The sequence below is a fragment of the Sulfuracidifex metallicus DSM 6482 = JCM 9184 genome (assembly GCA_032834875.1).
GTDB lineage: Archaea > Thermoproteota > Thermoprotei_A > Sulfolobales > Sulfolobaceae > Sulfuracidifex > Sulfuracidifex metallicus.
This window is the reverse complement of sequence record CP135238.1, coordinates 514,144-527,782: the sequence shown is the minus strand read 5'-3', so window position 1 is coordinate 527,782 and position 13,639 is coordinate 514,144. Positions and strand designations below refer to the sequence as shown.

Annotated in this window: 15 protein-coding genes and 1 pseudogene; 5 read left to right on the top strand and 11 right to left on the bottom strand. The window is 39.4% G+C overall.

All coding sequences use genetic code 11. The features are described from left to right. Window positions 1–6 precede the first annotated feature (6 nt). The 5 genes from ilvC to RQ359_RS03055 all read right to left on the bottom strand — a co-directional run bounded on the left by ilvC (window position 7) and on the right by RQ359_RS03055 (window position 4,557). The gene (gene ilvC / locus RQ359_RS03075) at window positions 7–1,005 is read right to left on the bottom strand and encodes a ketol-acid reductoisomerase (protein WP_420856773.1); all 999 of its coding nucleotides are present in this window, start codon (window positions 1,003–1,005) and stop codon (window positions 7–9) included. Then, window positions 986–1,384: a hypothetical protein gene (locus tag RQ359_RS03070; RefSeq protein ID WP_054838749.1), complete on the bottom strand. Its 399-nt coding sequence runs from the start codon at window positions 1,382–1,384 to the stop codon at window positions 986–988. Before RQ359_RS03070 ends, ilvC begins: the two co-directional genes overlap by 20 nt. Then, on the bottom strand, window positions 1,362–3,080 hold the full coding sequence (locus tag RQ359_RS03065; protein WP_156016117.1) for an acetolactate synthase large subunit: 1,719 nt from the start codon (window positions 3,078–3,080) through the stop codon (window positions 1,362–1,364). The genes RQ359_RS03070 and RQ359_RS03065 overlap by 23 nt, the downstream gene beginning before the upstream one ends. Window positions 3,081–3,284: 204 nt before the next feature. Next, window positions 3,285–3,788, bottom strand: coding sequence for a magnesium-dependent phosphatase-1 (locus RQ359_RS03060; protein WP_156016118.1), 504 nt, complete (start codon window positions 3,786–3,788; stop codon window positions 3,285–3,287). Window positions 3,789–3,792: 4 nt separating this feature from the next. Further along, window positions 3,793–4,557: a GTPase gene (locus RQ359_RS03055; protein WP_054838748.1), complete on the bottom strand. Its 765-nt coding sequence runs from the start codon at window positions 4,555–4,557 to the stop codon at window positions 3,793–3,795. Between the two features lie 33 nt (window positions 4,558–4,590). Here RQ359_RS03055 and RQ359_RS03050 point away from each other — a divergent pair, with 33 nt between their 5' ends. Continuing rightward, window positions 4,591–5,529 carry a hypothetical protein gene (locus RQ359_RS03050; protein WP_156016119.1) on the top strand — a complete coding sequence of 313 codons (939 nt, stop codon included), beginning with the start codon at window positions 4,591–4,593 and terminating at the stop codon, window positions 5,527–5,529. Here the strand turns inward: RQ359_RS03050 and RQ359_RS03045 are convergent. After that, window positions 5,459–6,364: a UbiA family prenyltransferase gene (locus RQ359_RS03045; RefSeq protein ID WP_338116934.1), complete on the bottom strand. Its 906-nt coding sequence runs from the start codon at window positions 6,362–6,364 to the stop codon at window positions 5,459–5,461. The genes RQ359_RS03050 and RQ359_RS03045 overlap by 71 nt on opposite strands. A 36-nt stretch (window positions 6,365–6,400) precedes the next feature. On the opposite strand from RQ359_RS03045, the gene RQ359_RS03040 reads away from it, so the two are divergent. Further along, window positions 6,401–6,604 carry a PolB1-binding protein PBP2 family protein gene (locus tag RQ359_RS03040; RefSeq protein ID WP_054838745.1) on the top strand — a complete coding sequence of 68 codons (204 nt, stop codon included), beginning with the start codon at window positions 6,401–6,403 and terminating at the stop codon, window positions 6,602–6,604. Here the strand turns inward: RQ359_RS03040 and RQ359_RS03035 are convergent. The 3 genes and pseudogenes from RQ359_RS03035 to speD all read right to left on the bottom strand — a co-directional run bounded on the left by RQ359_RS03035 (window position 6,578) and on the right by speD (window position 7,860). Continuing rightward, window positions 6,578–7,261: a geranylgeranyl reductase family protein gene (locus RQ359_RS03035; RefSeq protein WP_240899941.1), complete on the bottom strand. Its 684-nt coding sequence runs from the start codon at window positions 7,259–7,261 to the stop codon at window positions 6,578–6,580. The genes RQ359_RS03040 and RQ359_RS03035 overlap by 27 nt on opposite strands. A 129-nt stretch (window positions 7,262–7,390) precedes the next feature. Next, window positions 7,391–7,486 (bottom strand): annotated as a pseudogene (locus RQ359_RS03030) (NAD(P)-binding protein); the annotation flags it as partial. Further along, window positions 7,486–7,860, bottom strand: a complete 375-nt coding sequence (gene speD / locus RQ359_RS03025) for an adenosylmethionine decarboxylase (protein WP_156016121.1) — start codon at window positions 7,858–7,860, stop codon at window positions 7,486–7,488. The pseudogene RQ359_RS03030 and the gene speD, both read right to left, overlap by 1 nt. A gap of 528 nt (window positions 7,861–8,388) precedes the next feature. Between speD and RQ359_RS03020 the strand changes: the two genes are divergently transcribed. Continuing rightward, complete coding sequence (locus RQ359_RS03020) at window positions 8,389–8,679, top strand: DUF211 domain-containing protein (RefSeq protein ID WP_054838256.1); 291 nt, start codon at window positions 8,389–8,391, stop codon at window positions 8,677–8,679. Continuing rightward, window positions 8,669–9,637 carry a TIGR00269 family protein gene (locus RQ359_RS03015; RefSeq protein ID WP_054838255.1) on the top strand — a complete coding sequence of 323 codons (969 nt, stop codon included), beginning with the start codon at window positions 8,669–8,671 and terminating at the stop codon, window positions 9,635–9,637. The genes RQ359_RS03020 and RQ359_RS03015 overlap by 11 nt, the downstream gene beginning before the upstream one ends. Here RQ359_RS03015 and RQ359_RS03010 read toward each other — a convergent pair. Beyond that, window positions 9,613–10,140 carry a cob(I)yrinic acid a,c-diamide adenosyltransferase gene (locus tag RQ359_RS03010; RefSeq protein ID WP_156016122.1) on the bottom strand — a complete coding sequence of 176 codons (528 nt, stop codon included), beginning with the start codon at window positions 10,138–10,140 and terminating at the stop codon, window positions 9,613–9,615. The genes RQ359_RS03015 and RQ359_RS03010 overlap by 25 nt on opposite strands. Window positions 10,141–10,228: 88 nt before the next feature. Between RQ359_RS03010 and leuS the strand changes: the two genes are divergently transcribed. Further along, on the top strand, window positions 10,229–13,057 hold the full coding sequence (gene leuS, locus RQ359_RS03005; protein WP_054838254.1) for a leucine--tRNA ligase: 2,829 nt from the start codon (window positions 10,229–10,231) through the stop codon (window positions 13,055–13,057). Here leuS and RQ359_RS03000 read toward each other — a convergent pair. After that, complete coding sequence (locus RQ359_RS03000) at window positions 13,025–13,624, bottom strand: hypothetical protein (protein WP_156016123.1); 600 nt, start codon at window positions 13,622–13,624, stop codon at window positions 13,025–13,027. The genes leuS and RQ359_RS03000 overlap by 33 nt on opposite strands. Between the last annotated feature and the right edge of the window lie 15 nt (window positions 13,625–13,639).

Here is a 13,639-nt window from a genome sequence, read left to right as displayed (position 1 = left end):
AAAAGATCATTTTTTAGGTTTTCCTCTCTCGATCAGTTCTCTTAGCTCATCCGCTACCTTTTGTTCTAAGCTGTTATCATTTTCTTTGAGTCCGTTAATAACAACTGGCATTCCCTTGTTGTATTCCTCAACCCATTCCGCTGCGAACTCTCCACTTCTGACTCTCTCCGCGGCTTCTCTTATCCTCTTCCTTACGTCCTCGTTAATCACTTTTTTACCTACAGTTATTCCACCGTATTTAGCCGTGTCAGATACCGCACGCAGCATTCCACTAAGTCCTTTAGAGTGAATTATGTCAACTATCATTTTCACTTCATTTATAGTCTCGAAGTAAGCAACTTCAGGTTGATACCCCATCTCAACTAACGTCTCGAAGGCAGACTTCATCAATTCCATTATGCCACCTACAAGGATCGTTTGTTCTCCTACAAGGTCAGTTTCTGTTTCCTCTTTAAATGAGCTAACTAATGCTCCTGATCTTGTTGCTCCTATACCCTTAGCTATCGCTAAGGCCTTCTCCAAAGCCTTTCCTGAGACATCTTGGTAAGTTGCCACGAGTACGGGTACTCCCCCTCCAGCTACGTAGTATTCCCTTACTGTATCTCCAGGACCTTTGGGAGCTACCATGTATACGTCCGAGTCGGTAGGAGGCTCTATCATCTTAAAGTGTATGTTGAACCCATGTGCAAATACGAGATCTGCTCCCTTCTTCATGTTTGGCCTTACTTTCTCTAACCATACCGTTCTCTGCACCATGTCAGGTATTAGAAATATTATCACATCTGCGTCCTTTACTGCATCTTCAGTCTTCACCGGCTTGAATCCATCCTTAGTTGCCTTTTCCCAAGATTTTCCTTGTCTCTCTAGACCTACTACAATGTTTAGCCCAGAGTCCTTCATATTAAGGGCCCATGCCCTTCCCTGGTTTCCGTAACCCAGTACGGCTATTTTTTTACCTTTTAAAGCGTCTAATGACGCATCTTTATCAGTGTAGATTTTTGCTATATTTATCACCCCAACTATATCCTACTACCTTAGAGAAAACTGGTAGATAAATTATGAGGTTCTCTCCATCATTCCACTCTTCCTCTCCACCTTTCCTTATAGTTCCGTCATGAGACACAACGTATGTCTCTAATTGCGCGTCCTCTAATACCTCAACTTTTTCTATTTCTACTGTCTTACTTAAGTTTGCAACGGCTATTTCGAAATTATTAGTGTAAGGTATGCCCATATATATCTCATATAGCCCTTCATCGTTTATCTTCCTGCCATAGATCCAGTCAACGTCCACCAACAACTTCCTTAGATTAGATGCTATTCTCTCTATGTAACTGGCATCGTGGTAATATCCTAATATTCTAACTACCTTTTCTTGGGTCAGTTACGATCACCTGCTTTAGTCTTCCTCCTGGTGGTAAAGTTGGCAAGGCTAACTCTTGCTTGTCTATTGGAACTCTTATTAAAGCCGGATGGTTTTCCTTTATGGCGCTCTTTATTGACTTCTCCAGTTCTTCGTAAGTGGTAGCGTTATAACCTAGCGCACCGAAGGATTCCGCAAATTTCACTAGATCTGGGGAAGGTCCATAGTCCACTCCTACAACCCTCTTGTTGAAGAACAAATCTTGAACTTGCCTTACTAACCCTAATGATCTATTATCAAACACTATAGAGATGACTGGAATGTTCTCATCTACCGCGGTGGCGAAGTTAGTTCCAGTCATCATCATCGAACCATCGCCATCTAGATCTACAACTACTTTATCCGGCCTTGCCATTTTAGCTCCGATTGCAGCAGGTAAGCCAAAGCCCATAGTTCCCATCCCAGTAGAGCTGAGGAAAGTCCTGGGCTCAAGTACCTCCCAAAATACTTCCGCCCACATTTGATGTTGACCTACTCCAGTCGTTACAATAGCGTCCCTTGGCAAGTTCTGTCTTATGGTCTTGAGAACCTTCCAAGGTCTCATTCTGGTCTTATCATCGTTGAAATAGAACTGCGAATAGTAATCTTTCAACTCTTTGACTCTTTTCATCCATGCAGATCTATCGTTCTTTTTGCCTAACTCCAATACCGCCTTATGAATTTCTCTCAATAGTATCTTAGCATCTCCATAAAGGGCTACATCCATTCTTATGGTTCTCTCTGAATCCGTAGGGTCTATATTTATCATGGCGAACTTTTTCCTGGTCTCTATCATCTCGTCATATGAAGTGAACGTTCTATCGCTTAGCCTAGCACCTACTACGAACATCATATCAGACTCTAAAGCTACCATCGAAGCTTCTGCCCTTCCATAATACCCCATTGCACCTAAGTACAATGGATGGTCATGCGGTATAGCTGATTTACCAGGTAGGGTTGACACTATTGGAGCAATTAACGTCTCTGCCAGATCCAATACTTCTTTAGAAGCATTTGACCATACTACACCAGTTCCTACCATTATAACAGGCCTTTCAGCGTTTATCAACATCTCGGCCGTTTTCTTAATTGCTATTGGATCAATTATTGTTTTGAAAGGTCTATATCCCCTTATAGTGGGTTTTTCAGGCCACTTTATGTTATCCGTTTTTTCGTAGAATATGTCTCTAGGTATATCTACCACTACTGGTCCTGGTCTTCCGGTGGTAGCCACATAGAAGGCATTTTTGATCGCTGGAGGTATTTCGTCGAATTTTCTTACCTGATATGCATATTTTACCACGTCTTCCGTGGCTCCAACTGCGTCAGCTTCCTGAAATGACATCTTTCCTATGGTAGATCGCGGAACTTGTCCAGTTATTGCTACCACAGGAGAGCTATCCCAATATGCAGTTATGAGCCCAGTAACTAGGTTAGTTGCTCCGGGACCCGACGTTGCAGTACATACTCCAGGAATTCCAGAAGCCCTAGCGTAACCATCTGCAGCATGAGCCGCTGCTTGTTCATGTCTCATTAATACATGCCTTAACTCTCCATTCATTAAATCCTCTACAAATGCATCATAAAGTTGCATGTTAGACAGTCCAGGGATTCCGAAAATTACCTTGACACCTTCTCTTTTTAGAGCATCTATAGTTAATCTAGCACCTGTTGGCATTTTGTCTCACCTTTTCTTTTGGAGAGAACCTCTCCATTCTCTCTTCTAAATTGCCCCAGTTCGGGGTTTCCTTCAGAAGGAGTTTTGGATTTAGTATCCGACTTGGAGGATACGGCCACCCATCATCCTTTTTCACTGAAAGTAGTGAAGAACAATCAGTTTTAAGCATTACTATATTATTGTATTATTATACATTCGATTATTTTAAAAATCATTCAACTGAGAACGTTCTAAAAGTTTAAACACATCTATATGATCCTGCATTTCTTTCCACATTTCTATACATTTTACTCCTGGAAGATACAGCCATACGTTTCCAAAGTGAATCCTCCTATCGTCAATGAACATGATCTCGTCCCTTTGCACGTTTACTCCGCGTTTCCTTAATTCATTAATAATTTCTGTCAGCATTAAAAATTTAAATGGAAAGGGTCTAGATATCATAATATCGAAAAGTTGGCTAAGTTCTAATGCATTAAAAACCAAGGATGCTTTTTCAGGTAAGTTCCACGTGGCTACACCTAGGATGTATCCCCGTCTCTTAAGTTCTTTAAGTGACTCCCTTACGTTAGGGAAAAGCTTTAGTTTATTTCCCGAAGAGTCCTCGATTTCGTCCTCAGAAATTTTTTTAAGTGGCTCTACGAACTCTGAGATATTATAATGATCCCACAACGTCTTATCGGCATCAAAGACAACTACTTTTATCATCAGGTCATTCTGGGGGAAGAGTATAATAAGTTATTTTTCCGTTATGGTAGTCCTTAATTACAGTTTTTGCTGCCAAATCAAGATCTGGTTCCTTGTCTTCCTTGTTTATCCAACCTCTATGCTTGGCCAAGTCTTGGAGGAACTGCATTCCGTTTAAATAATTTACCTTATAGGTAGTTTCCAGAAGTGCTGGAGATACTTGAAATACTTTTTCAAGTATAATTAATGCAGGAGGAATTGGATTTTCTAAATTATCTGGATTACTTCCCCTGATTGCCTTTTCGAACGGATTACCATGAGGTGGAATGATGCCTGGCGTATCCAACGCATATATCTTGGAATCAATCTTTATTAGCTGAATACCTTTAGTGAAACCAGTGGACATGGGCTGGGAAGAGACCGAAGCGGATTTCCTTCCCTTTAACACATTAACAATGGAAGATTTCCCTGTCTTAGGATAACCAACAAATGCCACGTTACCTTCTCCTTTTAATGCCTCCTTTATGGAGTCCCTCAAAAGCCTAGTTCCTTGTCTCATTTTAGTTGAGACGTAGACGGTCGGGAATTCCTTGGAAAGGTAATCTTTCCATCTATCTGCAACTTCTCTCGGTATCAAGTCTATTTTATTTAGAACTATTATAACTTGTCTTCCGTTCTTCACTGCATACCTTTCTATTTCCTTAGACCTAGTTAGATCAGGCTCTCTTGAATCCAAAACTTCCACTATTACATCTACCCTTCTGATGGAGGCTAAGACTTTGTTCAGCATTCATTTTATTTTGTCTACTCCAGACTTTAATATATGCCGAAAGGAGACTTACGTACATTTGATGAGGGAGACTTCGATGGTTCGCTAGAGGTTCAATCCTTCAGAGGGATTCCTTTAGATAACGTAAAGAGAAGCGTTGGCTATGCCTTTGAACTAGAAAAGAAGCCAGCGAAACTTTACATTATAGCATCAGCCGAGAGGGATTTGAAAAGCATGCCGAAGCTAAGAATGTGGGTCAATGATTTTTCTTTAAGCAAAGAATTCAAGCCAAACATAGAATTAATTGAGGACAAGAGGGCGTTATCCACAATTATCTACGACATATCGCCGTTCGGAAAGGAAGGAAAGAACGAGCTCAGTTTCGTCAAATCTTCAATGGACCCTTTGAGTTTGTTAAGCTTAGTCGTTGTGGCTTTTTATCCAGATCAAGATATAAAAACCAAGTATTCCCTGGACGCTGGGATGATGATTCTAAGGGAAAACGAGAACTTAGAGTTAGAAAGCATAGGTAGAGGAATTCTAGTCATGGGAGGAAGGAACGGGTCCGCAAGGATATTGACAGAAAGGAATAACTACTTTTCCAGCTATTACAATTATGAGTCAGATGAGGTGGAAATTCACGATGATGGCAAAGTGAACGTAATAAGTGAAAGCGAGTATATTGCGATAATTTTCTATGGAACTTTTTCCACTAAGTCTCCTGAAATAAGGCTTAATCCCCAGTTGAGTACAAAGGATGGTAATTTATTGGTTTACGTTAAGAACGAAAGTGAAGTTCCATTAGATAAAGTTATTATGAATCTAACAGTTAATGGGATTACTAAATTTTTTAAGGTTTATTCATCAGTTTCGCCCAATCAGGAATTATCGGAGAAAGTCATGCAACTAACTAACGGCGTTACTAATGTAAACTTAAGAGTAGTTGGAATAAAATCAGGTATGCGTGTTGTGATAGATAGACCTTTGGGATGAAAGGTGCACTGCCGAGAAGGAAAGCCACAATTCCAGTGAGCATTGACACCTTTAAGTAACTTCTTGCCTTTGCAGCGGATTCGATAGATGGCTTTTGGATTAATGAAAGAACTACCGATGGAATGAACGCAACCACTATAAGTAAAATATAGCTCAAATTAAAGCCGAAAAGTATGGGGAGAGGTGACACGACTATTACTAAAATCAATAAGATCTTGCTTATTCTCCATGCTGTTCCTATTCCTTTTGTCACTGCTAAAGTTGTAACAGAGTTAGCCTTGTCTCCATTGTAATCTTCAATTCCTTTCACGAATTCTCGAACCAAGGTTAGGAAGAAGGAATATAACGTAGGAAGAATGACCTTCAACAACCAGTCACCTTCCATGTAAGCCGAACCTCCATAGAATATGGACAAACCGTTGGTTAGAGCTACAGTCAAATTTCCAGGGATTCCTGTCCTTTTTAGGTCTTTAGCGTACAAATATAACATGACTATTGTAAACATAGCTATTGAAAATGGTACTATTCCTAACGGAATTGAAAATAAGACACCCGCTACGAACATGGACAGTGCTATCTTCCTGGCCTTTGATCCGCTTATCCTTCCAGACGGGATAGGTCTATCTGGTTTGTTTATTTTATCTATGTTCACGTCGAAGTAATCGTTTATGACGTAACCCCCTCCTGCAACTAGACCTACAACCAGCATTGAAAGGACCATCTGAACTAAGTTCACATGCCAGAAGGAAGACACTAGATAACCCATTAGGTCACCTAACATAGCTCCTATGACATTGTGAATCCTTATTAGTTGGAGAAAAGCCCTGGCTTCCACGAAAACGTTAAATCGCGTATAACTTAAAAGTTTGTTATGGTATTCGCAGAAAAGGAAGTTGAAATAACTAAGAAGTACTTCTCCACTTACATATCAGTAGGAGAGATAATTGCTGTGAAGGAGTTAAGAACCCAAGGCGTTAAGGAACCAGAAGAAGTCATATCTAAGTTGATTGAGGAAGGTTTTATAGAGAGAGGAGAAGGCTGTTACAATCTAGTGAGGAATCGAGGGAAGAAGTGAATGGAAGTCGAATTCCTCCTTAACGGTTATCGTCTTTCCATTAAATAGCTTAACGCTTAGTAAAGCGAGTCTCCAAGTTCTCTCTAAGAGAGAAGTGAGTTTATACTGTTTTTGCACTTCTGATGATATTTTCTTATAAGTTTCAAAGTAACCTTTAGGATCCCCAGACATGAAGTCGACCAATGGGTCTATTAACGTTGCAATTCCAAATATACCTCCACCAGTGAAAGTCTTAATGTTGCCAGTTGCGTCACCTAATGATCTAACATTAGGTTCTAAAGGTCTAACCCTCGGTATCGCGCCACCATGCATTTCAATTACACGACCTTTTACATGGGGTAAAAACTGTCTTGGGTCGGAGTAAGATAATGCACCAACTAGGGTCCCATAAGGTAAAGGAACACTCCAAGAGAAACCCGCTGGATTTCTCTTGTCTAAGTAGACATGTATCTCTTCACCTACATCAACGTCAATTAAAAGCTCTATCGCCTTTACCCATTTCGCATTTCCTTTCCATCCAGAGCAGTTAATTACGTTCCCTTCGATTTTTCTTCCATTTACTAAGACTCCGTTACTTAGAATTTCTGCGTTTCCTATTTCGACTTTTAGGTTTTTCCAAAGTTCTTGTTCTAGCCTAGCTCTGTTTAATCTTAACACGTCAGTAGATACGAAAACTTGATTTTTCTCATGATGTATAACTATTGTCTTGAACTCCCTATCAACAAATTCTTTGCTTACTTTAAGTTTGTAAAACGTATCTCTACTAATTACGCCCGTGCATTTTTTTCCAACAATTCTTCTTCTATCAAAGACTAAAGGAGAAAAACCTTTGTCTTGTAATCTTGAGGCAAGTAGTAGCCCTGCTATTCCACCACCTACTATCAGAACTCCGATGACCTATCAGCCTCCTTTATTTCGTACCTTTTGCTTTTTAGTTCTTTGGCAATATAGTAGAAAGCCTTATGAGGATCCGTATGTGCGCCACATGAGTATACGTCGACGGTTGCGAAGTTGTATTCAGGCCAAGTGTGTATAGTTATATGACTCTCCAGAATTATTGCGACTACGCTTACACCTTCTCCAATTTTCCAAGACTTTATATCAAGGAGTGTCATGTTGCCCTCCTTTGAAGCATCCTTAACGATCTCCTGTAGCTTTTCAGTATCCTTCAATATGTTAACATCGCAGTCGTACAAGCTACCGTATACTTGCTTCCCGACTACTTTTGGGAAATACCTTACCTCTGCCCCCATCATATTTATCAACCCCCCGAAGCTATCTTATAGCCTACCCCCCTTCCTATTTAAAGTTAATTCTTAATTTTCCATTTTTTATTGCCTATTTTTTAAAGTTAATTCTTGAATAAATCATTAAAAATAAGGTTACTAATCGATATGGTCTCAATGCATATGTCAATTTTGGCTAGTAATATGTTCATAATTGTGTCTTAAACTAGATAGATAAATAATATCTTTTTATATTTTATTAAGATATATATAAAAATATATTATTATTTCAATAATTATTTATAATATTAATATATTTTAAACCTGCACTAGGCGTCATAAAGCAAATAAAAGTAGAAAATTGGTAGACATTTAACTATGTTTGTACATTTAAGGGAATCATAGTCATAGTCACCAACTAACTAAATTCATGTCTCTGAATTTCTTAATAAGTCTGTATCATAAATCTATATAGTGTAAGGAAATCCAATACAAGATTAAGCTAGCTGACAAAACTTTTAACGTAATTAGGGATAATATATTACGATCTGATGAAAGTTGGCTATAAGACGACTAGTTCTTGACGTTCTAAAACCAATTAAAGGTATATCTATAGTGGAGTTAGCTGAAAAAATAGTTGAACATAAGGGCATTGAAGGAGTTAACATAAGCGTCACCGATATGGACGTTGAGACCATGGGACTTATGATAGTGGTCGAAGGTGAAAACATAGACTTTGAGAACGTTAAGAACACACTTGAAGAAGAAGGATGTGCGATTCATAGTATAGATGAAGTCGTAAGCGGTTCAAAAATGGTAGATAGCAGGAGAGGAAGGAATGACATGTGATGTATGTCATAAGAACGAGGCTATAATATTTCAGCCTCACAGTGGTCGTTCTCTATGTAAAGATTGCTTCTTCAACGATGTAAAAGAGAGAGTTAGGAAAGAAGCGGAAAAACAAGGGATATTAAATTCGAGGAAAGTTCTACTTGCAGTTTCAGGGGGAAAGGATAGTCTAGTGCTAGTTGACGCAATATCTTCCTTTATTTCAGCGTCTAGGATTGTCGCATTTAATATTGTCGAGGGCATAGGCGGATATAATAGAGCCGAACAGGCCGAAAAGTTGAGAAAATACATGGAGACTCTAGGAGTTCAACTTGTTTCTACCTCATTCAAAAGTGAAGTAGGTTATACCTTAGACGAAATGGTTAGATCATCAGAAGTCAAGGGTATGAACGTGTCTCCGTGTACTTTCTGTGGAGGATTCAGGAGGAAGTTGATAAATAACGCAGGCATTCTGTACGGAACGGATCTGGTAGCTACTGGACATAACCTTGACGATGAGGTTCAAACAATAATGATAAACTTGATTAGAGGTGACTTGAGCAGGCTGATAAGGCTTGGCGATGTACCAATAAAGGTGAGCGGTAAGTTCGTCACTAGAGTGAAACCGCTAAGGAAGATATATGAATGGGAAACAACTATGTATGCTTATCTCAAAGGTTACTCGTTCCAAGAGGTGGAGTGTCCTCACATAGTTAACAAACCAACCTTAAGAGCGAAGGTAAGGGACCTCATATATTCTTTAGAGGAAGAGAGACCTGGGTCGCTTTTAAAGATATTAGAGCAATTCGACGAAATATCTCAGAAAATTAGGTCAAACGCGTCTTTTACAGAACTGCCCCGTTGCGAAATATGTGGAGATCCAACAAGCTATGGAAGAAGAATTTGTAAAAACTGCGAACTGTTGATAAGGTCAGGGCTTTTATCTCAGGAATATCAGAAATACCTTCCAATGTCATGAATCCTTTCTGACACATTATCTCTTTTATTGCAGACTATCGCAATTGAGAAAAGTAGAGATGAAGCGCGGTTCAAGTAAACAATTATCCATTTATTGAAAGGTTCTAGTTCCTTTGAGTACTTTACTGTATTTCTTTCAACTCTCCTACATACTGCCCTTGCGATGTGCACAGATGCTCCACATTCTCCTCCTCCCGGAATTACAAATAACCTTACTGGACCACTCTCCTTTCTGTATTCTACGGTTCTTTCTTCGATCCATTTAACGAAGTTCTGATCTATTTTGTTGTTTCCAGTAGAGACATCCTCCCCTATGATAAAAATTTCATGTTGCAACCTTTCTATGTCCCTTTTTATGTCGTCCCATTTAGCTTTGAGGTAAGCCATTCCTAGAAAAGAGTTAAGTTCGTCAAGGTCTCCTAGGAAGTTTACAAGCGGAGAATCCTTTCCGACTCTCTTTCTTATTACATCCGTTTCTCCAGAGTCTCCTTTCTTGGTGAACATAATGTATTAGAAAATATAATGTTTATAATTTATTTGCATTACTTCACTATGGTGACGAGTTATCTCATCAAATGAGTTTATAAACTTCCTGAATTCGATTGCAGCAAAATGGCAGGAAGAGTGGAATAAGAGGAAAGTTTATGAGGGCAATCCTGATCCTAATAAGCCAAAGTTTTACTCAACCGCCGCATTCCCTTACCCTAATAGCCCAATGCATATAGGTCACGGTAGGTCTTATGTTACCGCTGACGTTTACTCTAGATTTAAGAGAATGATGGGTTACAATATACTTTTCCCCATGGCGTTTCACTTTACCGGAACTCCAATCATTGCAATGGCAGATGATATAGCCAAGGGGGATAAGGAACTTATTTCTATTTTTAAAGAAATTTATGATATACCTGATGAAGTCATACCTAAACTATCAGAGCCACTGTTCATGGCTACGTATTTCAAAGAAGACATAAAGAAGGCAATGAAGGAGCTAGGCTTAGGGATAGATTGGAGAAGGGAATTTACCACGATTGACTCCGAATTTTCCACCTTCGTTTTATGGCAGTTTAAAAAGTTGCATGATAGAGGCTACATTGTAAGGGATACCCATCCCGTGGGATGGTGCCCAGTTCATAACATACCCGTTGGAATGCATGACACGAAAGGAGATATGGAACCTGACATAGGAGAATATGTTCTTATATATTTCGTTATGGACGACGTAATTTTGCCAGCTGCCACGCTCAGACCGGAAACTATCTTTGGAGTAGTAGCAGTTTGGGTTAATCCAGACGAAAAATACAAAATAGTAGAGGCTTATGGTAGAAGACTTCTAGTTTCAGATAGATCGGCGCTTAAGATTTCCTTCCAGACCGATAACGTGAAAGTAGTAGGGGAAATTAAAGGAAGTGATCTGAAGGGCAAAGAGGTTCTAAATCCAGTCACTGGCAACAAGGTACCTATACTGGGCGCAGATTTCGTAGACCCTATGGTAGGAACTGGAGTTGTTATGAGCGTCCCAGCTCATGCTCCATTCGACTACTATTACATTAAGAAGCTAAAACCTGATATCAAGATAATACCCGTAGTAAAGGTTGAAGGTTTTTCAGATATACCAACTAGAGATCTAATTGATAACGCTCAAGTTAACGGTAAGGAAGACCTTCAGAAGCTGACAGAACAATTGTACAGAGCAGAGTACAATAAAGGAAAAATAAGGGGTGATGCAATAAGTCTAGCTAAGCCAGAGTATGCTGAGAGGCTCAAGACGATAAGTGGTATGAGTGTGCCTGAAGCCAGGAAAGCAATTACCGATTTCATCATTTCGGAAGGGATAGGAAGGAAAATATACGAAATTATGAATCGTCCAGTTTACTGTAGATGTGGTAATGAGGTGGTTGTGAAGATATTGAAGGATCAGTGGTTTCTTGACTATGGCAATCCAGAGTGGAAATCGCTTGCTAGAAAGTTATTGTATTCCATGAGAGTTGTTCCTGAGGAAGTTAGGAAAGAGTTTGACTATGCATTAGGCTGGTTAGAGAAGAGAGCATGTGCAAGAACCAGAGGACTTGGAACTCCGCTTCCCTGGGATAAAAAATGGATAATTGAAAGTCTGAGCGACTCCACGATTTACATGGCGTTCTATACTGTCGTACATAAGATAAGGGAATACAAGCTAATTCCATCTCAGATGACGATAGAGTTCTGGGACTATTTACTGCTTGGCATAGGTGATGCTGAGGACATATCTAAAAAGACTGGAATAAACAAGGCGATATTAAACGATCTGAAAAGCGAATTTGATTACTGGTATCCATTGGATTTCAGACACAGCGGAAGAGATCTAGTGCCTAATCACCTGAGCTTCTTTATCTTCAATCACGCTGGCATATTTCCCGAAGCGAAGTGGCCCCGTGGCGTAGCGGTTAACGGCCTTCTTTTATATGAAGGCAAGAAGATGAGTAAGAGTCTCAGAAACATAGTGCCTCTAAGAAAAAGCATCAGGATGTATAGCGCAGATCTAGTTAGGGCCGTCCTTTCTGCAACAGCAGAGATGGGTAGTGACGTTAATTTCTCAGAAAGTCTGGTAAAAAGCATAGGAGATACGTACAAGTTCTTCTATCAGCTTACAGATCAACTGAAGGAATTCAATTCGTCGGAAATCAAGTTCCCAGAAAGATGGTTATATTCTGTTTTCAATTCTATGAAAAAGAACGTAACAAATTACATGGAGAATATGGACTTTAGGGATGCGTTCAACGAGGCAGTTTTCGTTCTATCCTCTCAGGTACAAGAATACTTCGAGTTGGTTAAGAGCGAAGGAAGGACTCCTAATAAAAAGTTAATGCAGGAATTAATTAATGATTGGGTTAAAATTATTGCTCCATTTTCTCCTCACTTCGCAGAGGAGATGTGGCACAAGTTAGGTAATAACACGCTGGTTGTTACTGAAAAATGGGTAGAGGTCGATGCAAGTTCTATCAACGAGGTTGTTGAAATTGAACATAGCTATTATGAGAAACTCTTATATGACATAAAGTCCATATTAAATATCTATAAGGGTAAACCGAGCAAAGTAAAAATACTAGTAGCTGGAAATGACGCACAGGAATCTCTAAAGAAGGCAATAGAGTCAATAACTGCAGAAGAGGGAATGAAGGGTTTCATGAATAAGGTTAAGCCGACAGATAAGGAAACTGCCAAATACATGCAAAAGATATTCAACTATGCTATGTCAATGGATGAAAAAATGAAGAAGATGGCAAGTATGGCAATAGACGAAACGGAGGTAGCAAAGGAGCTTTCACCTTACCTTAAGGCTAAACTCGGTTTAGAGGTGGAAGTCAAGACGTTTGAAAAGGGGGATTCAGAGAAGTATAAAAAGGATTCTCTACCTATGAAGCCTGCTATTATTATTGAGTAAAGTCACTTTAGTTCCATTTATCTCAATCATTCCCATTGCCCTTAACTCTAGAAGTTTTCTTCTTACTTCATCTCTTCCTACTTTTTCCCGAGACGAAATTATGTCTGAAATTTCCTTCAATGTTGACTCACCAAACTCTTGTAAAAAGGAAATTATATTTTCCTCCAAGGTACTAATATGGACGTCCTCTATTTTTCCCTTGACGATTCTGAATCTGAAATTACAATTTGAAGTTGCAACATAAAGGTTCTGTCCAACCTTGTTTACGTCTACCGTTACGCTTCCTTCGTACTTCTTCTTTTTGTCGAATGTGGTTAATAAGAGGAAACTCTTTGGAACGGGAATATCCTCAGGATCATAAACCAGAACCTTTGAAGATTCCATACATTCGAAGGGGAAATCGGGCTCTAAGTATTTCATTAGTTCGTCACCGTGGATCACGCATACTTTTTCGCCTTGTGAAAAGAGCCTTCTCCCTACTTCCAGGATTATAATAGCACTCACCATTTTATAGTAAGAGTAGATCACAATTTTTTGATTCTTCAAGAGGAAGTCGATGAACTTCATGACTGAAAAATTCCT

Excerpts from the sequence above, each read along its gene's own strand:
- RQ359_RS03065 (WP_156016117.1), bottom strand. The coding sequence starts at position 3,080 with ATGCCAACAGGTGCTAGATTAACTATAGATGCTCTAAAAAGAGAAGGT.
- RQ359_RS03015 (WP_054838255.1), top strand. The coding sequence starts at position 8,669 with ATGACATGTGATGTATGTCATAAGAACGAGGCTATAATATTTCAGCCT.
- RQ359_RS03000 (WP_156016123.1), bottom strand. The coding sequence starts at position 13,624 with ATGAAGTTCATCGACTTCCTCTTGAAGAATCAAAAAATTGTGATCTAC.
- RQ359_RS03040 (WP_054838745.1), top strand. The coding sequence starts at position 6,401 with ATGGTATTCGCAGAAAAGGAAGTTGAAATAACTAAGAAGTACTTCTCC.
- RQ359_RS03055 (WP_054838748.1), bottom strand. The coding sequence starts at position 4,557 with ATGCTGAACAAAGTCTTAGCCTCCATCAGAAGGGTAGATGTAATAGTG.
- RQ359_RS03060 (WP_156016118.1), bottom strand. The coding sequence starts at position 3,788 with ATGATAAAAGTAGTTGTCTTTGATGCCGATAAGACGTTGTGGGATCAT.
- RQ359_RS03050 (WP_156016119.1), top strand. The coding sequence starts at position 4,591 with ATGCCGAAAGGAGACTTACGTACATTTGATGAGGGAGACTTCGATGGT.
- speD (WP_156016121.1), bottom strand. The coding sequence starts at position 7,860 with ATGATGGGGGCAGAGGTAAGGTATTTCCCAAAAGTAGTCGGGAAGCAA.
- RQ359_RS03010 (WP_156016122.1), bottom strand. The coding sequence starts at position 10,140 with ATGTTCACCAAGAAAGGAGACTCTGGAGAAACGGATGTAATAAGAAAG.